The following is a 24922-nucleotide window of genomic DNA, read 5'->3' as shown; positions in this document are numbered from 1 at the left end:
TCGCCACAGGGCGTCGTACGACGACCTCGTACGACGCCCCGGCACGACGTTCCAGTTCCAAGGGGAGACGACATGAAGATCTACCAGCCCATGCTCTTCGTCGGTCTGGGTGGCACCGGCGGACGGATCGGCACCGAGCTGGAACGCGGCCTGCGCCGGGAACTGTGCGGCCCGGACGGCACCAAACTCGTCGACGGAGGCCGCCGCCTGCCGTTCCAGCTGCCCGACTGCCTCCAGTTCGTCTACGCGGACTTCAGCGAGTCGGAGCTGCTGCGCCAGCAGCAGTTCAACACCAAGGGCGCCGAGGGCGCCGCCTACGCCCGCACCTCGCGCATGATCCGGGACCTGCTGCCCAGCGAGTACGACAGCTCTCCCGAGGTGACCCGGATGCTGCGGGTCGCCCTGCACGAGGAGACCCGCGACTGGCTGCCGCCGCAGGCACGGCAGCCGCGCGTGGCCCCGCTGCACAACGGCGCCGGGCAGCTGCCCACCGTGGGCCGCGCCGCGCTCTTCGCCACCCTCCGCAGCGGACTCGAGCCGGTGCTGCGGCAGCTGCGGGAGGCGATCGGCGCCATCGGCAACTCCGCGGGCGACCTCCAGCGCGTGGGCGGCGGACGGATCCGCGGCTGCGACGTCTTCGTGGCGTTCTCGGTGGCCGGCGGCACCGGAGCGGGCATCTACTACGACTTCATCCATCTCATCGGGCACGAGTTCCGCAAGTCCAAGGTGCCCGGCGTGAAGATCTACCCGCTGGTCGTCATGCCCTCCGCCTTCCCGCCCGAGGCCGGCGGCGGCCGCGAGGCGGAACTGAACTCGGCCCGGGCCCTGGTGGACCTCTCGCGGCTGGTCGACGACCAGAACGTGCCCGACGCCCTCGCCGACGTCGGAGACGTACAACAGCGGGGCCGGATCAGTGTCCGCTACCCCGGCGACGGCGTCGTCGCGCTGCGACCCTCCACCGTGCAGACCGCTTTCCTCTTCAGCAAGCCCGCCGTCATCCGCACCGAGGACCTGCGCCGTTCCATCACCGCCATGGTGATGTCGCTCATCGGCACCGAACTGAGCGACGACAACGGCCAGAGCCGCAGCGAGGACGACTACCAGTCCTTCGCCGCCAGCTTCATCAACAAGAGCGTGGAACGCTCCACGCCCGCGCGCTCCGGCATCGGCTACCGGGGCATGTCCACCAGTCTCGCCGCCTCGCTGACCGTGCCCGTCGACGACCTCGCCGAGATCGTCGCCGCCCGTCTGCTCGCCCAGGCGGTGCGCGGTATGACCGAGCGGGCGCGGCGGCCCGCCGAGGACGGCACCGACCGGGTCCGGGACCTGTTCGAGCGCTCCGGCATCGGACGGCTGTGGAACCGGGAAGCCCCCGACATCCCCCTGCCCGAGCAACTGCCCAAGGGCAGCAGGGCGATCACCCAGGGCCTGCGGGACCGCCTGGGGGACATGGAGGACGGGCTCCACCGGCTGGAGCGCGAACTCGCCCGGGAGATCCCCCGGCTGACCGATGACTTCAAGCCGGGCACCGGCGCCCGCGAACTCCTCGGCCTGGTGGGCCCGTTCCAGCTGGAGACCATCCTCGCAGGGCTTCCCGGACACCCCCAGCGGGCCGCCGAGGCCGGGTTCACCGGCATGCTCGACAACCGCAGGAACGAGCCCGAGCGACCCCAGCACATCCAGCCCTCCGCCCCGCAGATCCCCCGCATCAAGGGCGGCGCGGGCGGCCTCGTCCCCGCCCGCTGGAGCGACCCGGACGTGCAGGAGGCTTTGGACGAGCAGGACGTCTGGTACCGCTGGCGGGCCAACGTCCTGTGGCACCGCGGCTGGCAGAGCGGCGAGTCGCAGTGGCGGCCCCCGCTGACCCGCGTCGTCCGCGAGATCGGTGAACTCGCCCGGGCGCTGCGGTCCCACGAGGAGGACGAGGGCAAGCTCTTCGCCGACCGCCGCCGCGAGCTCTACCGCGACGACCGCACCGGCATCTCGTATCTGCTGCCCCCGCAGAACAGCCTGCGCGCCTTCTACGACGACGTCCTCGACCGGCTCGTCAAGAGCGAGGGGCTGCCCGAGAACACCGACGCCGCGGGCCTCCTCGACCAGCTGATCCGCCCCGACGACTGGCGCGCCGCCCTCGAAGCCGTACGCCGCTCCCAGGGAGCCGCCGTCAAGGAGATCAAGCAGATCGTCGAGCGGCGCGTCAAGCGGCTCTTCGGGGAGGCCGACGACACCCTGTACGAACGGCCCCTGCTGCCGTCGATGGCGCTGCTGCTGCGCGCGGCCGCCGGGGACGAGACCGCCGAGGCGAAGGTCGACAGCCGCTGGCTCGGCCAGTTCCGCTCCCAGCTCGCGGGGCTGCTGCCGGTCGGCTTCACCCCGGACGGCACCGGCCCCCTGAAGATCCTCATCGTCCACCCGGAGAGCGAGACCGACGGCCGGGCCGCGGCCTACCTCGGCCAGGAACTCAACCTGCCGGCCCGGGCGGACCGGGAGTACCGGGCCGTCGACACCGATTCGCTCACCGTGGTGCTGTTCCGCAGCGGTATGAACCTCACCGACATCTCCGAGGTGCGCGAGGTGCTCAAGACCTGGTCGGAGGCGCGCGACTCGGCGGGCGAGGACGACTTCCTGCACTGGCGGCAGCGGCTCGGGCACCGGGACGACTGGCTGGTAAGCACCGAGGAGGACCGGCAGCGCATCCTCCACCGGCTGCTGTGCGCCATGTGGAACGGCCGGATCGACCACCAGGGCTCCGTCACCTCCCCCGAACTGATCCGGATCCGGCTGCAGGACGGCGACTCCGCGACGATGACCCTGCGTCTGGAGGACTTCGACGGCTCGCTCTCCAGCTGGGCCGGAATGCTGAGGGCCTACGAACGCTGGGCCCTGCTCGACGAGGGCCAGATCATCGAGGACTTCTGCGAACGGCTGATGCGGACGCTGCCGCTGGGACTCGCCAACACACCGGTGGCGCCCTCGCCGCTCTTCCTCACCTTCATCGAGGACGTGGCTCCCCGTCAGATCGCCCGGATCAAGGAGCTGTCGGACCGGTACGGCGAGGAGGACCAGGAGTGGCTGGAGCCGCTGCGCCACTTCTGGCAGGAGACCCTCGACGGGGCCCTGGACATGCGCTTCTCCGGAGCCGCCCGGCCCACCCGGCCCACGCTGCGGGCACTGTACGAACGCCACTCGCCGGCCGGTGACGCCGCGGAGAACGAACGGCCGCGCGCCGCCGAGGCCGACGACTGGGAGGAGAGGGGCCGTCAGGTGCGTGGACCGGAGCAGCGTGAGCGCGAGACCTGGGACCCCGAGGCCCGGAGCGCCGAGCCCCGGGGCCGTGGGGAGCGCGGGTCCGATCCGCGCGAGCGGGAGACCTGGGGCCGGGAGGCGCGTGAGCGCGAGACCTGGGACCCCGAGGCCCGGAGCGCCGAGCCCCGGGGCCGTGGGGAGCGCGGGTCCGATCCGCGCGAGCGCGAGTCCTGGGGCCGGGAGGCGCGTGAGCGCGAGACCTGGGACACCGAGGCGCGCGACACGGAGCCGTACCGCCGGGAGGGGCGCGGGGCGGAGCGACGTGGCGCCGACGGTGGCGTACCGCGGGCACGTGACGGCGAGACCTGGGAGCCGGACCGGGCGGAGGACCGCCGCTCGGCGCGTCGGCCCGAGGCCGCCGGTGACTACCCGTGGGACACGGACGGTGACGAGGCATGAACCCCCGTCTCACCCCCCACCACGGGCTGCCGGGGCACGCGGTCTGTGTCGACCTGCGTGACCCCGGGCCCGGTCCGGACGCGGCCGGGCGCCTCGCCGACGTCGTGCGGGACGCGCTGGACACACCCCAGCCCGTCGCCGAACGGCGCTTCCTGCTCATCGACGACGCGGCGCGGCTCGTCGCCCATCAGCTCCTGCACGAACGGCTCTTCTCCTACGGACCCGCGCAGGTGATCTGTCTGGCGGTCGGCCCGGCGGGGGAGGGGCGGCGGGCACTGAGGCGCTCGCTGACGTTGCGACCCCCGGCCGCGGGAGTGCTCTGGCTGCTCGACGTGCGCGGACGGGGCGGCGCCCCGTCCGGACCGGCGGCCGACGACGACACCGCCCTGCGGCCCCTGGTCGACGTCCTGTCCGCGCCGGACGTCTTCGACGCGGTGCTGCGCGCGCTCGGCCAGGTCGTGCACGGCGTCGCCCTGCCGTCCGTGCGCGTACTGGAACACGATCTGACGGACGAGGCGAGGGCCAGGGCCTGGCGCCAGACCCTGGAGAGCCTCACCGGACAGGACCTCGCCGCGCCCCCGGCGATCACCGGCGCCCCCACGGCCCGCGCCACCCCGCCCGGAGGAGCGCCCGCGGAGGCCGTCCCCGCCGAACTCGCGGTCCTTCTCGACGACTCCGTCCCGACGAGCCTCCAGGGCCATGTCTGGACGCCGGCCCGGGGGCCGGCGGGCGCCCGCGCCCGGGAATGCGAGGACGCCCTCCAGGACGCGAACGACGGCCATGTCCAGGTACGCGGCACATCCGGGCTGTTCACGGCAGTGGGGCGACAAGTCGACCTCCCGGGCCGCCTCGAGGAACTGGCCCTGGCCCTCACCCGCTACTGCTCCGTCATCGGCGACGCTCTCACCGACGCGGGCGGCGCCCGCCTCACCCCCGAACAGCGCGCCCGGCTCAGGGAACGCGGCATCGAACTGCCCGAACTGCCGCCCGAGATCTCCCGCAGCAGCGTCGTCCCGGGTCTGCGCGACTTCACCGAGGGCCTGATCACCCGGCGCCTGCCGCTCAGGTCGGTCGCCGGCCGTCTCGCCGCGCTCTCGGTCCGCTCGGCCCCGTCCGGCAGCGCGTCCCGGATCGCCCGGCTCGAGGAGATCTGCGACGCGGGCTATCTGCGCCATCTCGCGTCGCCGCTGCCCTTCACCGTCGGCGGTGCCCCGGCCCTGGCGGCCCTCCTGGCCGCTGTGCTCGCCTTCGCCGCCGGGCTCTGGCCGGGGCCGGGCTGGGCACTCGGGCCGGCCACCGGCCTCCTGGCCGCCGGCCTCGCCGCGCTGGCGCTGCGCCGCCGGCCCAACCGGTCGCCCGACGGCCGGCTCGACGGCGGCGGCAGCGCCGCCACGGGCCCGCGGCTCGCCGGCGGTCTGCTCGGCGGTGTGGCCGGGGCCCTCACGGGCCGGCTCCTCACCCTGCCCTGGTGGGCGGGAGCGGCGGCCCTCGCGCTCGCCGTGCTCGTGTGCGTGGCGCTGGCGGCAGGGGAGTGGAAGCGGGCCGTCGACTCCTGGTGGAGCCGTACGGACGCGGCGTACGCGAACCGGATCATGCGGGACGTCCACCAGCTCCTCGCCGAGACGGCCGTCCACGACTGGCTCCTCGCCGAGGTCCGCCACCACTGCTCGGACGGCGCGGGAGCGGTCTCCCGGCTGCTGCGGGGCATGGCGCGGACCGCCGACGACCACGACCCCGCGCATGGGGGGCAGGGAAGGCCCGCGGGTCTCGGGGGAAGGGAATCCGTCCACGGGAACCACGCCTCCACCGGCCCCGACCGCACCGCTCCCGAGCCGTCCGCCGACTCCTGGAGCTGGGACAACTGGGGCGAGGCCACCGGCGGTGTCGGCTGGTTCGACACCCCCCCGCAGCCCGTCGCGCCCAAGCCTGACGAGCGGGTGGCGGCGGCCGACGGCCAGGCCCACCCGGCGTGGCTGGAGCTGCTGCGCGGCGACGGCGGCCCGGCGCTCGTCGACACCCTGGTCGACGACCTCGGCCAGGGCGTCATCCGCATCCTCGAACCCTGCTGGGCGAGCGTCGAACGCGACCCGGGGAGCGCCGGACGGACGGCCCTGGACGGTCCCATGACGGAGCTCCTCGTCGAGGTCCACACCCGGCTGCTGCGCGACGGAGCCGCCTCGCCGCCGCCCTTCGCGGCCGATCCCGCGTCCCGCCCGGACGCCGCCCGGCTGCTCGGAGTCGACTCCGAACGGGTGGCCCGGCTGCTCACCTCCGACCAGGGCCCCGAGCAGACCGTGGAGCTGTGCGGTCCCGAGCACCGGCGGCTGCTGTCGCAGGACCCCGCGGCCGTGCGCCAGGTGCGGTTCGTCCCGGAGGCGATGCGTCGGGGCGCCGAGCGGGATGAGACGCGGGACAGCTGGCGGGGCGTCGCCGAGGACGTCGTGTGGACACCGGCCGGACGGCATGCCGGTGTGCTGCGTCTCGTACCGCTGCGCGCCGATGTGGTGCGCACGGTCAGGGAAGAGGAGAGCGGAGCACTATGACTGGCACCGGGCAGGAGGCGTTCTCCGCCGCCACCCAGGAAGAGCTGGAGTTCCTCACGCACCTGGAGGAGCCGGTCCGCTTCGCGGCACGGTACGGCGAGGACCACAGACCACCGGGCCGCCCGGGCCTGATCGCCCGCGAGGTGACGCTGGGCACCGGCTGGCCGGTGCTCCAGTACCGGCTGCCCCTCTCCCAGCACGGCGACCCGCACGCCTACGGCAGGCTCGAACGGGAAGTGGCCGCGGCCGTCGCCCTGGAACGCCGCTACGGCTCCGAACGGTTCGCCGACGTGTTCACCCGCATGATCGGTTTCGACCTGGACGCCCCGGAACCGTTCATCCTCTACCGGGTGGCCGGCGGGGAGCCCGTCGCCGCCCTCGGAGGCACGCTCTCCGGCGATGAACAGCAACAGGTCATCGCCCAACTTGCCCTCGCCGTCAGGCTGCTGGACGCCGCCGGACTGGTGCACCGGGCCATCGCGCCGGACACCGTCCGCTGGGACGGCACCCATGTCCGGCTGTCCGAGCCATACGCCGCGCTGCGCGCCGGCGAGCCCCGCGAGGCCTTCGGCGCCGCGCCCTGGTCCTCTCCCGAACAGCGCGACGGCACGGGCAAGGCCGACCCCCGCGACGACCTCTGGTCGGTCGCCCAGCTCGTCTACTACCTGCTCGCCGGCCGGCCCGACAAGGGCCTCGGCCCACCCGCCGACCTCACCGACTTCCGGCGCCTCGCCGCCCTCGACCACGGGGGAGTGTTCGACGCCAGGGCCGAGGGGCGGCCCTCACCCGGGGAGTTCATGCGACTGCTCCACGCGCCCGACCCCCTGGCCACCGCCCCCGGCACCGCCGACGCGCTGAGCCGCGGCCGCGCCGACTTCGACGCCCAGCTCGCCCGTAAGCGGACAGAGTCCGTTACCGGGCAGCAGGCAGCGGACGGCGACCTCCAGGACGCCCTGGAGTACGTGCCGCCGCCCACCCGCCGCTCGCTGCGCGGCTGGCTCTCAGGGGCCCCCGCCGCGCCACCGCCCCGGGCGTACGAGGTCCCCGCCGACCCGGCGCCGGCTCCGGCCGGCCGCCAGTGCCCGCACTGTCTGCTGCCGGTCGAGTTCGACGAGAGCCTGCTCGTCACCATCGACCAGAAGGGAGACCGCATCCCGCTCGACCTCAGTGCCGAGCACCGGCCCGCGCACCGGCAGGACGCGCTGCGCAAGGCCTACCACCTGTGCCCGCACGCCTCGGGCGACGAGGCGCACGAGCTGCCCGTGCCGTATCTGACCAATGGCGAACCGCTCTCCGTCGCACTGGTCGGCAGCTCCGCCGTCGGCAAGACGCACCTGCTCGCCGCGATGCTGGGCGAGGTCGAACAGCGCGGCCTGGAGCCGTACGGCCTCAAGTGCCTGCCCCTCAACCCGGACGCGCACCGCACGTTTCTGCGGGAGCGGGTGCAGAGCCTGCAACAGGGCCGGCAGCTCGGCCGGACCGGGCAGCAGACCTTCGCCCGCTTCGCCGACGGGCTGCTGGTCTCCGGCCGGGGGCTGCCGACCCGGCCCGTCGTCTTCTTCGACCTGGCCGGCGAGGACCTCGCGCAGGACGGCGAGGTGACCCGCTTCCTGATGGGCGTCGACGCGTTCATCTTCGTGCTCGACCCGCTGAGGGCGCTGCGGATGCCGTTCCTCGACCCGGTGCGCGAGCGGCTCGGGATGCCCCGGCGGGACCTCGGCGACGAGGCGTTCACCACGGTTCTCAACCGGATCCCCCGGCAGGGCCAGTACATCGCGGCGCCCGCGGTGGTCGCCGTCAACAAGAGCGATCTGGTGCGCTTCGACCCGTCCGTCGACCGCTGGCTCTCCCGCGCGCTTCCGGCGCGCTTCGACCCGGAGACGGCACGCGCGGAGAGCCGCGACGCCTACGCGTTCCTGTCCCACCACGCCAGCCCCGCCTGGCTGAAGCCGTTCGACGAATGCGCCCGCTGCACCCTGCACTTCGTCGCCGCGACCGGTGGACAGGCCCGGGGCGACCGCTTCCCGCACGGCGTCAGGCCACGCCGGGTCCTGGCGCCGCTGGTGTCCCTCTTCGCCATGTGCGGGCTGCTCCCGGCGCCGGAGTCGAGAGAGGTGGGTTTCTGATGGCCCGACAGGAGAACTGGGTCGACCAGATCGTCTTCCGCTGGGACACCGACGACGCCTCGGGCACCCCGGGGTTCGGTCCGGTGGCCTGGTCGTGCGGCCGGGAGCAGGCCGACACGCTCTTCCGGAACGTGGGTGCCATGCTCCGGGCGACCGGTGAGGAGACGGTGCCGGCGCTGGTACGGCTGGAGAAGCACCAGCACGTCGTTCTGGTGCGCCGGGCGCCGTGGCGCGAGGCGGACGGGCGCGCCGGCACGATCTGCCACGCGCTGGTGGCGGCGGCGGAGGTCCTCGACCCGGGGACCTGCCTCGGACTGCACACCTGGGCCTGGGAGGGCAGCGATCTCCCACTGGCCGAGGTCCGCGGCACGATCGCCCCCGTACGCGAGGCCGCGCTGCTGCCCGCGACGCTGGAGGGACAGCAGCGGCTGTCCTCGTCCCTGCCGCTGGCGGAACGGGAACTGACCGGCGCCGTGGCGGAGTTGCTGCGGCACCCGGCGGCGCCGTTCACCCTGCTCGACCCGAGCGGCGGCGACGCCGCCCATCGGATGCTGTGGGGCATGTACGGAATGTTCGGCGAGGCCGTGCGTACGCCCTGGACGTTCGCGACGCACGACACGGCCGAAATGCCGCCCCTGCGCTTCGTGTTCGTCCAGCAGTGGTCCGGCGCGGCCTCCCGGAACGCCGAACGGCGCCGCGCCGACCCGCTGGAACGCCGTGGTGACCGGGCCGAGGAGGTGGCGGCCGGACTGGTCCGTCGTCATCTGCGGGGCGTGGCGCGGGGCGACGGGCAGGAGTACGAGGTGGACGAGGCGCTCCAGACCGCCGCCAGGCGCTACGAGGGGCCGCTGCTGGACATCGCCGAACGGGCTCTGGACGAGCTGGAGCGACGGGAGCGCGCGGGGGGCGGGGCAGTCGCGGGGGGCCGGGAGCGTTCGGAGAGTACGGGCTTCGCGGGGGACTGGGGGCCGGGCGCCGACAGGGAACGGCACGGGACGCCGGACCGCCGCGACTCGCGCCCCGACCGGCTGGACCGGCTGGACGGACCGGAGCTGTCACGCGGGGAAGGGCCGGGCCGTGGACCCGGCCGACAGGTGCCGGCGCCCCAAGGGCCCCCGGCTCGCGAGCCCGTGTCCCCGTTCCAGGAGCCGCAACGGTCCGCCCCACCGTACGACCACCCGGCGCGCGTCCCCGACGCACACCAGCCCGCGCGAGAGCTTGCCGCCTGGCCCGAACCGCGCCGGACGCGTCGTCGGCGGCTGCGTCGGCGGCGCGGGGGCGGCATCGGGCTCACGGCCCTGCTCGCGATCGTCCGTGACCCCGACAGCCACTCGCCCCGCAAGGTGACGGCCGCCGCCCATCAGGCCTCGGACGACGATCTGATCCTGGCGCTCCAGCAGCGGCTGCCGTACGAGTCGACGACGGTCCTCATGGCGGAGGCCGCGGACCGCTGGCCGTCCTGGAACCGGCGGGCGCGCCTGGAGTTCTGCGAGACCGTCCTCGACCAGGAGTTGTTCGTGACCGGCTCGTGGGGACCGGGGGGCGGGGAGCGGGCGGACGCGGTCCGCGCCGCCAACGCGGCGGCGCTCCACCGGTGGGCCGTACGACCGATGCTGGAGGACCAGGTGCTCGTCACCCGACTCGCTTCCCTGCTGCCGAGACTCGGCGCGGGTCCGCACCCGGCCGCGCGCGACGCGGTGTGGCGGATCATCGAGAGCGAGCAGCCCGGCCTGCCCGAGAAGGTGTGGTTGGCGCTGCTGAGGGAGGCGTACGCGGGTAAGGGAAGCAACTCGCCGTCGCCGGCCGCCCGTCGAGCCGAGCCGCTCACGCCGGCCGCCCGTCGAGCCGAGCCGCTCACGCCGGGCGCGCGTCGAGCCGAGCCGCTCTCGCCGGGCGCGCGTCCAGCCGAGCCGCTCTCCTCACCACCCGGGCCGGGTACCCGGCAGGCCGAACCGCCTCCGCCGCGTCCCCACCACCCCGCGTCCCCGCCTCCCCACCCGGCTCCGCCGCCCCACCCGTCCTCTCCGCCCCGCCCCCCGGAGGCCCCCCGCCGCCCGCCCGCGCCCCCCGGCCACCTCGGCCTCGAGGAGCCCGCGCAGGACGGCCGACTCGTCGTCTACGGCCTGGTCGCCGCCTTCGTCGTCCTGCTCCTGGCGATCGTGGTCGTCCTGCTCGCCTGACGCCGGTGGACCGGGGTGGTGCCGCAGGGGCGCGCGGGGCGCCCGGCTCGGCCAGGATGGGGACATGGGATTCCATGTCGATTCCGAGACCGGGCGGCTGCGCCGCGTCATCCTCCACCGCCCCGATCTGGAGCTGAAGCGGCTCACCCCCAGTAACAAGGACGCCCTGCTCTTCGACGACGTGCTGTGGGTGCGCCGCGCGCGGCAGGAGCACGACGGGTTCGCCGACGTGCTGCGCGACCGGGGGGTGGAGGTGCACCTCTTCGGAGATCTGCTCCGCGAGGCGCTGGAACTGCCCGCCGCCCGGGCGCTCGTACTGGACCGGGTCTTCCACGAGAAGGAGTACGGCCCGCTCGCCACCGACCACCTCAGAGCGGCGTTCGACGGCATGGAGACGGGTGCGTTGGTCGAGGCGCTGGTCGGTGGCATGACCAAGCGAGAGTTCCTGGCCGCCCACACCGAGCCCACGTCCGTGCGCTTCCATGTGATGGACCTGGACGACTTCCTGCTCGGCCCGCTGCCCAACCATCTCTTCACCCGGGACACGTCCGCCTGGATCTACGACGGGGTGTCCATCAACGCCATGCGCCTGCCCGCCCGGCAGCGCGAGACGGTCCACTTCGAGGCGATCTACAAGCACCATCCGCTGTTCACCGGCCCCGAGGCGGGCCCCTTCCACCACTGGTCGCAGGGGCAGGCCGACTACCCGTCGACCATCGAGGGCGGGGACGTCCTGGTCATCGGGCACGGCGCGGTCCTGATCGGCATGAGCGAGCGGACCACCCCGCAGGCCGTGGAGATGCTGGCGCACCGGCTCTTCGCGGAGGGCTCGGCGCGCACGATCGTGGCGCTCGACATGCCGAAGCGGCGGGCGTTCATGCATCTCGACACGGTGATGACGATGGTCGACCAGGACACGTTCACGCAGTACGCGGGCCTGGGGATGCTCCGGTCGTACACGATCGAACCCGGCGACACGCCGAGGACCCTCAGGGTCAGCGACCATCCGCCGGAGCACATGCACAGTGCGATCGCCGCCGCCCTCGGCCTCACCGGGATCCGCGTGCTGACCGCGACGCAGGACGTGCACGCGGCCGAGCGCGAGCAGTGGGACGACGGCTGCAACGTACTGGCCGTGGAGCCGGGCGTCGTCGTCGCGTACGAGCGCAATGTCACCACCAACACCCATCTGCGCAAACAGGGCATCGAGGTGATCGAGATCCCGGGCAGTGAGCTGGGGCGCGGGAGGGGCGGTCCGCGCTGCATGAGCTGCCCGGTGGAGCGTGATCCCGCGCAGTAGCCGCGGACGGGGTGGTGCGGGCGGCGGGAACCCGGGGGGCGGCTGCATAGAAATTCTGATGCTCGTATAGACTTCCAAGGTCCCCGTATCCGGAACGCAGGAGCGCCCCATGGCCACTGATCTCATCGGCCGCCACTTCCTCAAGGAGCTGGACTTCACCGCCGAGGAGTTCCGCGGCCTGGTCGACCTGGCCGCCGAGCTCAAGGCGGCCAAGAAGGCGGGCGCGGAGGTCCAGCGGCTGCGGGGCAGGAACATCGCGCTGATCTTCGAGAAGACCTCCACCCGGACGCGGTGCTCCTTCGAGGTCGCGGCCGCCGACCAGGGCGCCTCCACCACCTACCTCGACCCCTCCGGCTCGCAGATGGGCCACAAGGAGTCGGTGAAGGACACCGCCCGGGTGCTCGGCCGGATGTTCGACGGGATCGAGTACCGGGGCGACAGCCAGGCGGCGGTCGAGGAGCTCGCCGCCCACGCCGGCGTTCCCGTCTTCAACGGGCTCACCGACGACTGGCACCCCACCCAGATGCTCGCCGACGTGCTCACCATGACCGAGCACTCCGCCAAGCCTCTGACCGAGATCGCCTTCGCCTACCTCGGCGACGCCCGCTTCAACATGGGCAACTCGTACCTGGTCACCGGCGCGCTGCTCGGCATGGACGTACGGATCGTGGCCCCGAAGAGCTACTGGCCGTCCGAGGCGGTCGTCGCGCAGGCCCGCGAGGCCGCCGCGGCGAGCGGCGCCCGTATCACCCTCACCGAGGACGTCGCCGAGGGCGTGCGGGGCGCCGACTTCGTCGCCACCGACGTATGGGTGTCGATGGGGGAGCCCAAGGAGGTCTGGGACGAGCGGATCGCCGCGCTCGCGCCGTACGCCGTGACCATGGACGTGCTCCGGGCCACAGGTAACGCCGACGTCAAGTTCCTGCACTGCCTGCCCGCCTTCCACGACCTGGGCACGGCCGTCGGGCGGGACATCCACGCACGCCACGGCCTGACCGAGCTGGAGGTGTCGGACGAGGTCTTCGAGTCCGCGCACTCCGTCGTCTTCGACGAGGCCGAGAACCGGATGCACACCATCAAGGCGGTCATGGTGGCCACGCTCGCGGGCCCTGCCGTCTAGCGCCCCCGCTCCCCGCGGGCCCTGGCGCGCGGCTTCTCAGCTCGCCGTCGACGGGGTCCGCTGCGCCGGGACGGTGAACCAGACCGCCTTGCCGGCACCGGTGGGGCGGTGGCCGCAGGCCGAGCTCAGCGCGCGGATCAGCAGCAGACCCCGCCCGTGCTCCTGCCAGGGGTCGGGCGCGCTGCCCGGCCCGGGGGCGCCGAGATCGCCGGGCGGCGACGGGTCCGGGTCGTGGACCTCGACCTGGCAGCCGGACTCCCGCAGCTCCACCACCAGCTGGATGGGCTCCGGGCCCCGGACGGTGTGCTCCACCGCGTTGGCGACCAGCTCGGCGGTGAGCAGCTCGGCCGTGTCGCTGTCGGCCGGCGGCTCGACCTCGGCGAGTGCCGTGCGGACCAGGGCACGGGCGATCGGCACGGCGGCCGTGCTGTGCGGCAGGGCGATCCGCCACGACGCCGGGGCGACGGCGGGTCCTGGGCCGGGGGCTTCGGTCACAGCGGGTCCGTTTTCGGTGGGTGGCTCGGGTCGGCTGCGGGGTGGGGTGGTGCCGGGCGGAGCAGCAAGGTCCTGCTTTCAACTTTACGAAGTGTCCTCCGCGCCCCGAGAGGCGGGCGCCCCCCTCGGGCGGGACCTTGGGTCCGTCCCGTGCGGGACCTGGGTCCTCGCGCCCCCCGGGCCGTGGCCGGCCGTGCCGTATCGCGCGCTCCTGACGACAGTCACGCAACGGTGATACGCTCCGAGAGGCGTCGAAAGCAGTCCGCCCCGCTGAGGGAGGCCCCCCGCATGAGCCCCTTTTCCAGCTCCGCGTCCCCCACCGAAGAGTGGCGGCATCTCCACCTGGCGATCGACGACGGCGTCGCCACCGTCACCCTCGCGCGCCCCGAGAAGCTCAACGCACTCACCTTCGGCGCCTACGCCGACCTGCGCGATCTCCTCGCCGAGCTCTCCCGCGAGCGCGCCGTCCGCGCTCTCGTCCTCGGCGGCGAAGGGCGCGGCTTCTGCTCGGGCGGCGATGTCGACGAGATCATCGGCGCCACCCTCTCCATGGACACCGCCCAGCTCCTCGACTTCAACCGGATGACCGGCCAGGTCGTGCGCGCCCTGCGCGAGTGCCCCTTCCCCGTGATCGCCGCCGTCCACGGCGTCGCGGCGGGCGCCGGAGCCGTCCTCGCGCTGGCCGCCGACTTCCGTATCGCCGATCCGTCCGCCCGTTTCGCCTTCCTCTTCACCAAGGTCGGCCTCTCCGGCGGCGACATGGGAGCGGCGTACCTGCTGCCGAGGGTCGTCGGACTCGGCCACGCCACCCGGCTGCTGATGCTCGGCGAACCCGTCCGCGCCCCCGAGGCCGAACGCATCGGCCTCCTGAGCGAGCTCACCGACGAAGGCCAGGCCGACGCCCGGGCCGCCGCCCTCGCCCGACACCTCGCCGACGGCCCCGCGCTCGCCCACGCCCAGACCAAGGCACTGCTCACCGCCGAGCTCGACATGCCGCTGTCCGCGGCCGTCGAGATGGACGCCGCCACCCAGGCGCTCCTGATGAACGGCGCGGACTACGCCGAATTCCATGCCGCCTTCACCGAGAAGCGTCCCCCGAAATGGCAGGGACGCTGACCATGGCCAGGCCTCTGCGCGTCGCCGTCATCGGCGGCGGACCCGGCGGGCTGTACGCGGCCGCCCTGCTCAAGCGCCTCGACCCCGCCAGGGAGGTCACCGTCTGGGAACGCAACGCCCCCGACGACACCTTCGGCTTCGGAGTCGTCCTCTCCGACGAGACCCTCGGCGGCATCGAGCACGCCGACCCGGAGGTCTACCGCGCCCTGAGGGAGGAGTTCGTCCGCTGGGACGACATCGAGATCGTCCACCGCGGCCGCACCCTCACCTCCGGCGGCCACGGCTTCGCCGCGCTCGGCCGCCGCCGGCTCCTGGAGATCCTGCACCAGCGCTGCGCCTCTCTCGGGGTACGGCTGCGCTTCCGCACCGAGGCCCCGCCCGCCACCGAACTCGCCGCGTCGCACGACCTCGTCATCGCCGCCGACGGCGTCCACAGCCTCACCCGCGAAGCCCGCGCCGAGGCGTACCGGCCCCGGCTGACGACCCACCGCTGCCGCTACATCTGGCTCGCCGCCGACTTCGCCCTCGACGCCTTCCGCTTCGAGATCGCCGAGACGGAACACGGCGTGATGCAGCTCCACGGCTACCCCTACGAGCCCGGCTCCTCGACCGTGATCGTCGAGATGCGCGAAGAGGTCTGGCGCGCGGCCGGCCTCGACGTCCTGGACGAGCAGGAGTCCGCCGACCGCTGCGCCAAGATCTTCGCCGAGACGCTCGGCGGCCGCCCGCTGCGGGGCAACAACTCCACCTGGACCGCGTTCCGCACGGTCGTCAACGAGCGGTGGTCCGACGGCCGTACGGTCCTCATCGGCGACGCCGCCCACACCGCCCACTTCTCCATCGGCTCCGGCACCAAGCTCGCCGTCGAGGACGCCCTCGCCCTGGCCGCCTGCGTCGAGGAACAGCCCACGCTCGACGAGGCCCTCGCCGCCTACGAGAGCGAGCGCCGCCCGGTCGTCGCCTCGACCCAGCGCGCGGCCGCCGCCAGCCTGGGCTGGTTCGAGGACCTCGCCCTCCATCTCGACCAGCCACCACGCCAGTTCGCGTTCAACCTCCTCACCCGCAGCCGACGGGTCACCCACGACAACCTCCGGCTGCGCGACCCGCACTTCACCGACACCGTGGAACGCGAATTCGGCTGCCCGCCCGGAACGCCCCCGATGTTCACCCCCTTCAGGCTGCGCGGGCTGACCCTGCGCAACCGCGTCGTCGTCTCGCCGATGGACATGTACCGCGCCGAGGACGGCGTTCCCGGCGACTTCCACCTCGTCCACCTCGGCGCCCGCGCCCTCGGTGGCGCCGGTCTGGTCATGACCGAGATGGTCTGCGTCAGCCCGCAGGGCCGCATCACCCCCGGCTGCACCGGCCTCTACACCGACGAACAGGCCGCCGCCTGGCAGCGCGTCACCGACTTCGTGCACCGGCAGACCCCGGGCACCGCGCTCGGCGTCCAACTGGGCCACTCCGGCCGCAAGGGCTCCACCAAACTGATGTGGGAAGGCATCGACCAGCCCCTCGACGAGGGCAACTGGCCGCTGGCCGCCGCCTCCCCGCTTCCGTACCGCCCCGGCGTCAACCAGATCCCCCACCAGCTCGACCGAGCCGGCCTCACCGAGATCCGCGAACAGTTCGCCGCCGCGGCCCGGCGCGCCGCCGGCTGCGGCTTCGACCTCCTCGAACTCCACTGCGCCCACGGCTATCTGCTGTCCGGCTTCCTCTCCCCGCTGACCAACCAGCGGACGGACGCGTACGGCGGCTCCCTGGCCAACCGGCTCCGGTTCCCGCTCGAGGTCTTCGACGCGGTACGAGCGAACTGGCCCGACGAGCGGCCCATGACGGTGCGCGTCTCGGCGACCGACTGGGCACCGGGCGGCACCACCCAGGAGGACGCCGTCGAGATCGCCCGGGCCTTCGCCCGCCACGGCGCCGACGCCATCGACGTCTCGACCGGCCAGGTCGTCCCCGACGAACAGCCCGAGTACGGCCGCACCTACCAGACTCCGTACGCCGACCGGATCCGCGCCGCCGTGGACATCCCCGTCATCGCCGTCGGCGCGATCTCGTCCTGGGACGACGTCAACTCCCTGCTCCTCGCGGGCCGCGCCGACCTCTGCGCGCTGGCCCGCCCCCACCTCTACGACCCGCACTGGACACTCCACGCGGCGGCCGACCAGGCGTACGAAGGCCCCGCCGCGCCCTGGCCGGCCCCTTACCGCGCGGGCAGCCGCACACCCCCGACCGGGCGTGCCGACGGCCCGAAACCGCGGCTCAGCCTGGCGCCCCGCCCGTAAGGAGCGCGGGAGGCGTCAGCGGGCGCCTTCCCCGGCCCCTCCTCGGACGAATCCGGCCCCCGCGTCCCTCAGACGGCTGTGCAGCTCGCCGAAGACCGCGGCCGAGCGGACCCCCGGCCAGTCCTGGGGGAGCAGTTCCGCCGGGAGGCCGGGGTCGGCGTACGGCAGGCGCCGCCAGGAGTCGAGGGCGAGCAGATAGTCCCGGTAGGCGTCCTCCGGGGAGCCGGACGGGTGGGCGTTCCACGACCGCAGCACCGGCTCGTGCGCCGCGAGGAAGTCCTCGTGCTGCTTGGCGATGGACGGCAGGTCCCACCAGCGCGCCACCGCCTCGGCCGTCGGCGCGAAGCCCAGGTGCTGTCCGCGGAAGAGGTCGACGTACGGGCCAAGACGCAGCCGCTCCAGGGTGTGGCGGGTCTCCTCGTACAGCCGGGCCGGGGCGATCCACACGCCGGGGGCCGCCGCGCCGAAGCCCAGTCCGCCGAGGCGGGAACGCAGGAGATGACGCTTGTGCCGCTCGGCCTCCGGGACCGAGAAGACCGCCAGCACCCATCCCTCGGAGACGGACGGCTCGGTCCTCGTGTAGATCCGCCGGTCGCCGTCGTCGAGGAGCTGCTGGGCGTCGGGGGAGAGGGAGTAGCCCGCCGCCCCGTCCTCCGTGCGCCCGGGCACCAGGAGCCCGCGGCGCTTGAGGCGGGAGACGGACGAGCGGACGGACGGCGCGTCCACGCCGAGGGCGGCGAGGAGCCGGATCAGCTCCGCCACAGGCAGGGGGGCGTTGTCCGCCGTGCGCCCGTACGCGCCGTACAGGGAGACGATCAGGGAACGGGGGGTGTGCTGCTCGGCCACCAGATCACTCTAAATCCCGCTCACCCCCCGCCGCGCAGCCTGAAGCGCTGGAGCTTGCCGGTCGCGGTCCGCGGAAGGGCGTCCAGGAAGACGATCTCGCGCGGGCACTTGTAGGGCACGAGGCGCGACGTCACGAAGTCGCGCAAGGCCTCGGCCGTGGCGTCGTCGCGAGGCACACCGTCACGCAGCACGGTGTACGCGACCACGATCTGCCCCCGCAGCTCGTCCGGCCGGCCCACCACCGCGGCTTCGACCACATCCGGGTGGGCGAGCAGGGCGTCCTCGACCTGGGGGCCGGCGATGTTGTACCCGGCCGAGATGATCATGTCATCCGCGCGGGCCACATAGCGGAAGTAGCCGTCCGGCTCGCGCACGTAGGTGTCCCCGGTGACGTTCCAGCCCCCGCTCACGTACTCCCGCTGGCGGGGGTCGGACAGATAGCGGCATCCCACCGGACCGCGCACGGCCAGCAGGCCCTCCTCGCCGTCGGCGACCGGCCGGCCGTTCCGGTCCACCACGCGCGCCTGCCACCCCGGCACGGCCCGGCCCGTCGTCCCGGGCCTGGTCTCCTCGTCCGCCGCCGAGATGAAGATGTGGAGCAGCTCGGTCGCGCCGATGCCGTTGATCAGGCGAAGCCCGGTCCGTTCCTTCCAGGCCTCCCAGGTCGCCGCCGGCAGGTTCTCACCCGCCGACACGCACCGCCGGAGCGAGGCGGTGTCGTGGCCGTCGAGCTCGTCGAGCATGACCCGGTAGGCGGTCGGCGCGGTGAACAGCACCGACACCCGGTGCTCGGCGATGGCCGGCAGCAGCTGCCTGGGTCCGGCCTGTTCCAGCAGCAGTGAACTGGCTCCCGCCCGCATCGGGAAGATCACCAGGCCGCCGAGGCCGAACGTGAACCCCAGCGGGGGGCTCCCGGCGAACACGTCGTCCGGCTCCGGCCGCAGCACGTGCTCCGAGAAGGTGTCGGCGACGGCCAGCACGTCGCGGTGGAAATGCATGCACCCTTTGGGCCGTCCGGTGGTCCCGGAGGTGAAGGCGATCAGGGCCACGTCGTCGGCGGACGTGTCCACGGCCTCGTAGGACGCCGGCTTTCCGGCCGCGAGCCACAGCAGGTCGTCCGGCGTGTCCCCGCCGTACGTGGTGACGCGCAGGTCCGGCACCTCGGCCTTGACCAGGTCGTCGACCGAGCGGATGTCGCACAGGGCGTGCGTGACCTGTGCCATCTCGCACATGACGGCCAGTTCCCGGGGCCGTTGCTGGGCGAGGACGGTCACCGCCACCGCGCCCGCCTTCATGACCGCCAGCCAGCAGGCGGCCAGCCAGGCGGAGGTGGGGCCGCGCAGCAGGACACGGTTCCCGGGGGCCACCCCGAGATCGGAGGTGAGGGTGTGGGCGATCCGGTCCACCCGGTCGCGCAGCTCCCCGTAGGTCCAGACGCCGCCCTTGGCGTCACGGAAGACGGGGCGCTCCGCCCCGAACCGCTCGACCGTGCGGTCCAGCAGTTCGGCCCCGCAGTTGAGCCGCGCCGGATAGCGCAGCCCGGGCAGATCGAAGAGCAGCTCCGGCCACTGCTCCGCGGGCGGCAGATGGTCGCGGGAAAAGGTGTCGTGGTGCGCCGAGGGTGACAGCTCCATGGTTCGCCCCCTTGTCGTGGTGGGCTCGCCCAACGAGCGTATCGTGAAGGTGACGACAGTCAACGGTCCGCGATAGATGCGTACGAAGAGGGGGCACGAATGCCCGTATTCTCGCTCGATCCGGTGCAAACCGCATGGTGTGCGGAGCTAAGGACACTCGCCGCCGAGCGGCTCGCCCCGCTCGCAGACAAGGGGGAGCCGGGTCGGGTCAACCGCCCGCTCATCGCCGCGCTCGGCGAACTGGGCCTGCTCACGCGGGTGTTCGCGGCGGGAGCGCTCGACCTCTGCCTGATGCGGGAATCGCTCGCCCACACGTGCACGGAGGCCGAGACCGCCCTGGCGCTCCAGGGGCTGGGCGCCCATCCCGTCGCCTCCGCCGGCACAACCGCGCAGCGCGCACGCTGGCTCCCGGAGGTGACCGCCGGCCGGGCCGTCGCCGCCTTCGCGCTGAGCGAGCCGGACGCCGGGTCCGACGCCGCCGCCCTCGCCCTCAGCGCCGTACCGGACACCCGGCCCGGCGCCGACGGCTGGCTGCTCACCGGGGAGAAGCGCTGGATCTCCAACGCCCCCGAAGCCGACTTCTACACCGTCTTCGCCCGTACGGCCCAGGGCGCCGGGGCTCGCGGTGTCACCGCCTTCCTGGTCCCCGCCGACCGCCCCGGCCTCACCGGCAGCCCGATCGACATGCTCAGCCCCCACGCCATCGGGACCCTGCACTTCGACGAGGTGCCCGTCGGCCGGGAGGACGTACTGGGCGAGGTGGACCGAGGTTTCCGGGTCGCCATGAACACCCTCAACCTCTTCCGCCCCAGCGTCGGCGCCTTCGCGGTCGGCATGGCGCAGGCGGCTCTCGACGCGACGCTCGGGCACACCGCCGGGCGGAGCGCGTTCGGCGGCGTGCTGAAGGACCTCCAGGCCGTCGCCCACCGGGTCGCCGACATGGCGACCAGGACCGAGGCCGCGCGGCTCCTGGTGTACGCGGCCGCGGCGGCGTACGACGCGGGGGCGCCGGACGTGCCCAAGCGCTCCGCCATGGCGAAGCTGCTCGCCACCGAGACCGCGCAGTACGTCGTGGACGCCGCCGTCCAGCTGCACGGCGCCCGCGCCCTGCAACGCGGCCATCTGCTGGAACACCTCTACCGCGAGGTCCGCGCGCCCCGCATCTACGAGGGCGCGACCGAGGTCCAGCGCACCATCATCGCGAAGGAGCTGTACGGATGACATTGCAGCGTCACAACCCCGCGGACCTCTCCCCGCCGACCGGGTTCTCCCACGCCGTCGTCGCCACCGGCACCAGGGTCGTCTTCCTCGCCGGGCAGACGGCCCTGGACGCCGACGGCAAGGTGGTCGGGGAGACCCTGCCGGAGCAGTTCGCGACGGCACTCGCCAATCTGCTCACGGCGTTGAGTGCGGCGGGCGGTGTGCCCGGTGACCTGGCACGTGTGACCGTTTACGCCACCGATGTCGCCGAGTACCGTGCCCACGCCGCCGAACTGGGCCGCGTCTGGCACCGCCTGGCGGGCCGCGACTACCCGGCGATGGCGGTGATCGGCGCGACCCGTCTCTGGGACGAGCAGGCGAAGGTCGAGCTCGACGGCTTCGCCGTCCTCCCCTAGCTCGCGTCCAGCAGGCCGCCCATCCACTCCTCGATCCCGTCCACCGTGCGCGGCAGGGCTCCCGACATCAGCCGGGCGCCCTCGCGCGTGATGACCAGATCGTCCTCGATCCGTACGCCGATGCCCCGCAGTTCGGCGGGCAGGGTCTCGTCGTCGGGCTGGAGGTAGAGGCCGGGCTCGACCGTGAGGACCTGCCCCTCCTCCAGTACCCCGTCCAGATACGTCTCGGCGCGCGCCTGCGCGCAGTCGTGGACGTCGAGCCCGAGCATGTGGCCGCTGCTGCACAGTGTGTAGCGGCGGTGCAGATCGCCCTCCGGTGTCTTCAGCACGCCCCACTCGGTCAGGCCCTCCGCGATGACCCTCATGCAGGCGCGGTGGAAGTCGCGGAAGCTCGCGCCCGGCCGGAGCGCGGCGATGCCGGCCTCCTGCGCGGCGAGGACCAGCTCGTACACCTGGCGCTGGACGGGGGAGAAGCGGCCGGAGAGCGGTAGCGTGCGGGTGATGTCGGCGGTGTAGAGCGTGTCGGTCTCCACCCCCGCGTCCAGGAGGAGCAGTTCGGACGGGTCGAGCCGCCCGTCGTTGCGCACCCAGTGGAGGACGCAGGCATGGGCGCCCGCGGCGGCGATGGTCTCGTAGCCGGTGCCGTTGCCCTCGGCGCGGGCCCGCAGACCGAAGACGCCCTCGATCCAGCGCTCGCCGCGTGGATGGGCCAGGGCCCTGGGCAGGGCGCGGACGACGTCCTCGAAGCCGGCGGTCGTGTGGTCGACGGCGAGCTGTAGCTGCCCGACCTCCCAGGCGTCCTTGATCAGCCGCAACTCGGAGAGCGCGGAGGACAGTTCGGCGTCGCGGGAGGCGTCCCGGCCGGGCGGGAGGCCGTCCAGGTCGTCGAGGTGGACGCAGCGGATGCCGGTGAGCCGCTCGGCCTCGGCCAGGTCGGGCCGGCGACCCACCCAGAACTCGCCGTAGCGCCGGTCCCGGTAGAACGCGTCCCCGGTGCGCGGCGAGCGCGGCCGTATGTAGAGCACCGCCTCGTGCCCGTGGGGGCCGTCGGGCTCCATGACAAGGACGTGGCCGGGCTGGTCCTCGCCGGTGAGACCGGTCAGCCAGGCGTACGCGCTGTGCGGCCTGAAGCGGTGGTCCGAGTCGTTGGCCCGTGCTTTCAACTCGCCCGCCGGTACGAGGAGTCGTTCACCGGGGAAGCGGGCGGAGAGCCGGGCGCGCCGCGCCGGGGTGAGGGCATGGGCGGGTGTCCGGGCTTCCGCGGGAAGCGGCGAGGGGGCCCAGGACTCGCCCATGAAGCGGGCCAATTCCTGGGAAACGGACAGGTCGTGGGTGCCGATGTGGAGGTCTGCGGTGCGGTCGGCCATGAAGGCTCCCTGAGGCGGATGACGAAGAGGGAGATGCGTGGGGCTTGTCAGTGCAATTTCACATTACTATTTTACTGTTCGGGTCGCAGCGCCACCGTGCCCCAAATTCCCGAGTCCCTCGGGGAGTTCGGCCGTGGAAGAGCCATCTCGTGGCGCGAGACCAGTACCGCTGACCTGCACCGCTCCCCACCTCCCACACAGGAGTCGCTGGTGTTCCAGCCCAGAACCATGCGCAGATCACTGCTGGCCGGCATCGTCGCCACGACGCTGCTCGGTCCGGTCGTCCAGAGCGCCCAGGCCCAGGCGGCGCCGGAGCGCCCGGCCGTACGGCCGGGCGCGGCCGCCCCGACCGCCCCTTCCCCCAAGGCTCCGACGCCCCGGGTGAACCCCTTCGACGAAGTCGACCGCCTCGCGCGGGCGCCCCGGCCCACCGCCCATCCCGCCCCCGCGCCCGGAGCCCTGGCCCAGGGCCGCATCCCCGGCCCCAGGACCCCCGAGGCCGCCGGCGCGGGCCGCGCGCCGCTGCGTGCCGCCGGCGTTCCCTGCACCCTCGACGGCATCACGCGTCTGGGACCCGAGCAGTTCGCCGACTTCCTCGCCGACCCGGCCGTCACCGCCGACGGCTGCCTTCGCGACCTCATCTGGACCTGGGACGCCAGGCTCGCACCGGTCATGTCCGACGCGCACGTCCAGGCCGTCGGCCGCCGGATATCCGCACGCGCCGCCGGCCACGACGGACGCAACGGCACGCATCTGCTGGAGATGTTCACCTATCTCCACGCCGTCGCCTATCACGACTTCTCGCGCACCGAGATCGACATCACCGACGCGCCGACCGTCGAGGTCCTGCGCCGTGCCATCGCCGACTTCGGCGCGGCGGCCCGTACCTTCACCGTCACCCGCACCAACGCGGAAACACTGCGCGAGGCCCTCTACATCGGCAGCGCCCCCGGTCTGCGGCAGTACCAGCTCGGCCTGATCAAGAAGGTGCTGGCCACCATGGACCAGTACCACGCCGCCCAGAGCGTCGACCCGGCGTGGGGCGGCGCCGCCCTCGCCGCGCTCTCCGTCAACTACCTGGGCATCTACCCGGGCAACCACGACACGGCCTTCCACGCGGCGGTCACCCGGGACTTCCGGTACCGCGAGGCGTTCAAGGAGTTCGCCGGCTACGACCACCTCAAGGGCACGCCGAACGCGTGGGTGGTGCGGGACGCCCTCGCCGAGTACGGCCGTTTCGGCCAGGTCGACGCGCTGCGGTCCACCATCGTCGCCGACCTCGGCGCGCTCCTCGGCCCGGTCGAACGCGACTTCGGGCAGGGCAGCGCCCCCTGGACGAGGCTGGTGTCCTGGCTGAACTTCTACGAGGCCTGCAAGCAGTACCACGTGTGCAAGGAGGACATCGAGCGGCAGATCTTCCCGTACACGTACAGCTACGACAAGGGAGCCATCAAGGTCCGCACCGCCCTGGACCGCGCCACCGTCGACCAGCTCTACTACGCGAGCAAGCAGGTCAAGGCGCAGTTCCACCGGGTCGTGGGCACCGAGACGCCGCTCGCCGGGGACACGAACACCAGCCTCACCATCGTGCTGTACGCGTCCCGCGCCGACTACGAGAACTACCACCCGATCCTGACGGGCATGGACACCAACAACGGCGGGATCTACATCGAGCGCGGCGCCACCTTCTACACCTATCAGCGGCGGGTGCCTGAGGACTCCTCGCTGACGCTGGAGGAGCTGTTCCGCCACGAGTACGTGCACTACCTCAATGGACGCTTCGCCGTGCCGGGGTACTTCGGCGAAGGCCCCTGGTACCAGGACGACCGCACCACCGCCATGGACGAGGGGACCGCCGAGTTCTTCGACGGCGCCACCCGGGACAACGGCATAGCGGTCCGCAAGTCCCTCGTGAAGAGCGTCATCGCCGACACGGCGCGCGGGGGCCCGCGCATGACCGTGAACCAGCTGCTGCACTCCACCTACGAGGGCGACGGCTTCCGGTTCTACAGCTACGCGGGCACGTTCTTCGAGTACCTGTGGACCGAGCGGCCCGCCCTGCTCCGCGAGATGTACGGGCATCTGCGGGCCGACAAGCCGGCGGCGTTCGACGCCTGGCGCGACCGGCTGGGCGGGGACGCCGCGCTCCAGCGCGGGTACGACACCTTCCTGGACGCGCAGATAGCCAAGGTGGACGACCTGTTCGTGCCGAACACCGGCCATGTCCCCAATGACCGGTTGCGGGACTCCACCCCGGCCGCCGTGGGCTCCTCGTTCGCCGCGGCCTCGTACAACACACCCGAGTGCACGGAAAACGGTGACAGTGCGCAGCGGCGCTTCATCTGCACCGGCCGGATCACCGCGAACCTGTCCGACGCCGGCAGCCCGGACCTGGTCTTCAAGGACATGTCCGAGACGGTCGACTACTACCTCCTGGACCGGACCGGTTCGGCGTCCACCAACCTGGCGGACATGAACTGCTCCTTCGGCGAGGTCGAGATCTGGAGCAGCCGCCTGGCCGGAACGTCGGCGTACACCTGCGAAGGCCCGCTGCGCAGCTGACGCCGGGGCATCATCGGCCCT

The 24922-nt window shown here is 73.1% G+C and carries 15 protein-coding genes; 11 read left to right on the top strand and 4 right to left on the bottom strand.

All coding sequences use genetic code 11. The annotated features are described in order from the left end of the window. Window positions 1–72 precede the first annotated feature (72 nt). The 6 genes from ACZ7J0_RS04195 to argF all read left to right on the top strand — a co-directional run bounded on the left by ACZ7J0_RS04195 (window position 73) and on the right by argF (window position 12974). A complete protein-coding gene (locus ACZ7J0_RS04195) occupies window positions 73–3705 on the top strand; it encodes a tubulin-like doman-containing protein (RefSeq protein WP_470883779.1) in 3633 nt (1210 codons plus the stop codon). After that, on the top strand, window positions 3702–6248 hold the full coding sequence (locus tag ACZ7J0_RS04190; protein WP_470883777.1) for a hypothetical protein: 2547 nt from the start codon (window positions 3702–3704) through the stop codon (window positions 6246–6248). Before ACZ7J0_RS04195 ends, ACZ7J0_RS04190 begins: the two co-directional genes overlap by 4 nt. Next, window positions 6245–8374, top strand: coding sequence for a serine/threonine-protein kinase (locus ACZ7J0_RS04185; RefSeq protein ID WP_470883775.1), 2130 nt, complete (start codon window positions 6245–6247; stop codon window positions 8372–8374). Before ACZ7J0_RS04190 ends, ACZ7J0_RS04185 begins: the two co-directional genes overlap by 4 nt. Next, window positions 8374–10554: a hypothetical protein gene (locus tag ACZ7J0_RS04180; RefSeq protein WP_470883773.1), complete on the top strand. Its 2181-nt coding sequence runs from the start codon at window positions 8374–8376 to the stop codon at window positions 10552–10554. The genes ACZ7J0_RS04185 and ACZ7J0_RS04180 overlap by 1 nt, the downstream gene beginning before the upstream one ends. A gap of 64 nt (window positions 10555–10618) precedes the next feature. After that, entirely contained in the window at window positions 10619–11854 is a 1236-nt protein-coding gene (locus ACZ7J0_RS04175) for an arginine deiminase (protein ID WP_470883771.1), read from the top strand. Between the two features lie 109 nt (window positions 11855–11963). Beyond that, window positions 11964–12974 carry an ornithine carbamoyltransferase gene (gene argF, locus ACZ7J0_RS04170; RefSeq protein WP_470883769.1) on the top strand — a complete coding sequence of 337 codons (1011 nt, stop codon included), beginning with the start codon at window positions 11964–11966 and terminating at the stop codon, window positions 12972–12974. 36 nt (window positions 12975–13010) lie between these two features. Here the strand turns inward: argF and ACZ7J0_RS04165 are convergent, their stop codons facing one another. Beyond that, window positions 13011–13469 carry an ATP-binding protein gene (locus tag ACZ7J0_RS04165; protein ID WP_470883767.1) on the bottom strand — a complete coding sequence of 153 codons (459 nt, stop codon included), beginning with the start codon at window positions 13467–13469 and terminating at the stop codon, window positions 13011–13013. 288 nt (window positions 13470–13757) lie between these two features. Between ACZ7J0_RS04165 and ACZ7J0_RS04160 the strand changes: the two genes are divergently transcribed. After that, window positions 13758–14585, top strand: coding sequence for an enoyl-CoA hydratase family protein (locus tag ACZ7J0_RS04160; RefSeq protein ID WP_468704374.1), 828 nt, complete (start codon window positions 13758–13760; stop codon window positions 14583–14585). Further along, a complete protein-coding gene (locus tag ACZ7J0_RS04155) occupies window positions 14570–16876 on the top strand; it encodes a bifunctional salicylyl-CoA 5-hydroxylase/oxidoreductase (protein WP_470883766.1) in 2307 nt (768 codons plus the stop codon). The genes ACZ7J0_RS04160 and ACZ7J0_RS04155 overlap by 16 nt, the downstream gene beginning before the upstream one ends. Window positions 16877–16891: 15 nt before the next feature. Here the strand turns inward: ACZ7J0_RS04155 and ACZ7J0_RS04150 are convergent, their stop codons facing one another. Both ACZ7J0_RS04150 and ACZ7J0_RS04145 read right to left on the bottom strand, forming a co-directional pair. Further along, window positions 16892–17722: a PaaX family transcriptional regulator gene (locus ACZ7J0_RS04150; RefSeq protein WP_470883764.1), complete on the bottom strand. Its 831-nt coding sequence runs from the start codon at window positions 17720–17722 to the stop codon at window positions 16892–16894. 20 nt (window positions 17723–17742) lie between these two features. Beyond that, window positions 17743–19356: an AMP-binding protein gene (locus ACZ7J0_RS04145; RefSeq protein WP_470883762.1), complete on the bottom strand. Its 1614-nt coding sequence runs from the start codon at window positions 19354–19356 to the stop codon at window positions 17743–17745. Window positions 19357–19455: 99 nt separating this feature from the next. On the opposite strand from ACZ7J0_RS04145, the gene ACZ7J0_RS04140 reads away from it, so the two are divergent. Together ACZ7J0_RS04140 and ACZ7J0_RS04135 are read left to right on the top strand one after the other, a co-directional pair. Continuing rightward, entirely contained in the window at window positions 19456–20577 is a 1122-nt protein-coding gene (locus tag ACZ7J0_RS04140; RefSeq protein ID WP_470883760.1) for an acyl-CoA dehydrogenase family protein, read from the top strand. Beyond that, the gene (locus ACZ7J0_RS04135) at window positions 20574–20972 is read left to right on the top strand and encodes a RidA family protein (RefSeq protein ID WP_470883758.1); all 399 of its coding nucleotides are present in this window, start codon (window positions 20574–20576) and stop codon (window positions 20970–20972) included. Before ACZ7J0_RS04140 ends, ACZ7J0_RS04135 begins: the two co-directional genes overlap by 4 nt. Here ACZ7J0_RS04135 and ACZ7J0_RS04130 read toward each other — a convergent pair. Then, window positions 20969–22339, bottom strand: coding sequence for an aminopeptidase P family protein (locus ACZ7J0_RS04130; RefSeq protein WP_470883756.1), 1371 nt, complete (start codon window positions 22337–22339; stop codon window positions 20969–20971). The two genes, ACZ7J0_RS04135 and ACZ7J0_RS04130, sit on opposite strands and share 4 nt — an antisense overlap. Window positions 22340–22549: 210 nt before the next feature. On the opposite strand from ACZ7J0_RS04130, the gene ACZ7J0_RS04125 reads away from it, so the two are divergent. Continuing rightward, window positions 22550–24901 carry a collagenase gene (locus tag ACZ7J0_RS04125; protein ID WP_470883754.1) on the top strand — a complete coding sequence of 784 codons (2352 nt, stop codon included), beginning with the start codon at window positions 22550–22552 and terminating at the stop codon, window positions 24899–24901. Window positions 24902–24922: the final 21 nt, after the last annotated feature.

The organism is Streptomyces sp. NPDC038280 (assembly GCF_055600045.1).
This window is presented reverse-complemented; position numbering and strand designations above follow the sequence as displayed.

What these genes read in the sequence shown, in the direction of transcription:
- ACZ7J0_RS04195 (WP_470883779.1), top strand. Translation starts at nt 73, where the DNA reads ATGAAGATCTACCAGCCCATGCTCTTCGTCGGTCTGGGTGGCACCGGC.
- ACZ7J0_RS04190 (WP_470883777.1), top strand. Translation starts at nt 3,702, where the DNA reads ATGAACCCCCGTCTCACCCCCCACCACGGGCTGCCGGGGCACGCGGTC.
- ACZ7J0_RS04185 (WP_470883775.1), top strand. Translation starts at nt 6,245, where the DNA reads ATGACTGGCACCGGGCAGGAGGCGTTCTCCGCCGCCACCCAGGAAGAG.
- ACZ7J0_RS04180 (WP_470883773.1), top strand. Translation starts at nt 8,374, where the DNA reads ATGGCCCGACAGGAGAACTGGGTCGACCAGATCGTCTTCCGCTGGGAC.
- ACZ7J0_RS04175 (WP_470883771.1), top strand. Translation starts at nt 10,619, where the DNA reads ATGGGATTCCATGTCGATTCCGAGACCGGGCGGCTGCGCCGCGTCATC.
- argF (WP_470883769.1), top strand. Translation starts at nt 11,964, where the DNA reads ATGGCCACTGATCTCATCGGCCGCCACTTCCTCAAGGAGCTGGACTTC.
- ACZ7J0_RS04160 (WP_468704374.1), top strand. Translation starts at nt 13,758, where the DNA reads ATGAGCCCCTTTTCCAGCTCCGCGTCCCCCACCGAAGAGTGGCGGCAT.
- ACZ7J0_RS04155 (WP_470883766.1), top strand. Translation starts at nt 14,570, where the DNA reads ATGGCAGGGACGCTGACCATGGCCAGGCCTCTGCGCGTCGCCGTCATC.
- ACZ7J0_RS04145 (WP_470883762.1), bottom strand. Translation starts at nt 19,356, where the DNA reads ATGGAGCTGTCACCCTCGGCGCACCACGACACCTTTTCCCGCGACCAT.
- ACZ7J0_RS04140 (WP_470883760.1), top strand. Translation starts at nt 19,456, where the DNA reads ATGCCCGTATTCTCGCTCGATCCGGTGCAAACCGCATGGTGTGCGGAG.
- ACZ7J0_RS04135 (WP_470883758.1), top strand. Translation starts at nt 20,574, where the DNA reads ATGACATTGCAGCGTCACAACCCCGCGGACCTCTCCCCGCCGACCGGG.
- ACZ7J0_RS04130 (WP_470883756.1), bottom strand. Translation starts at nt 22,339, where the DNA reads ATGGCCGACCGCACCGCAGACCTCCACATCGGCACCCACGACCTGTCC.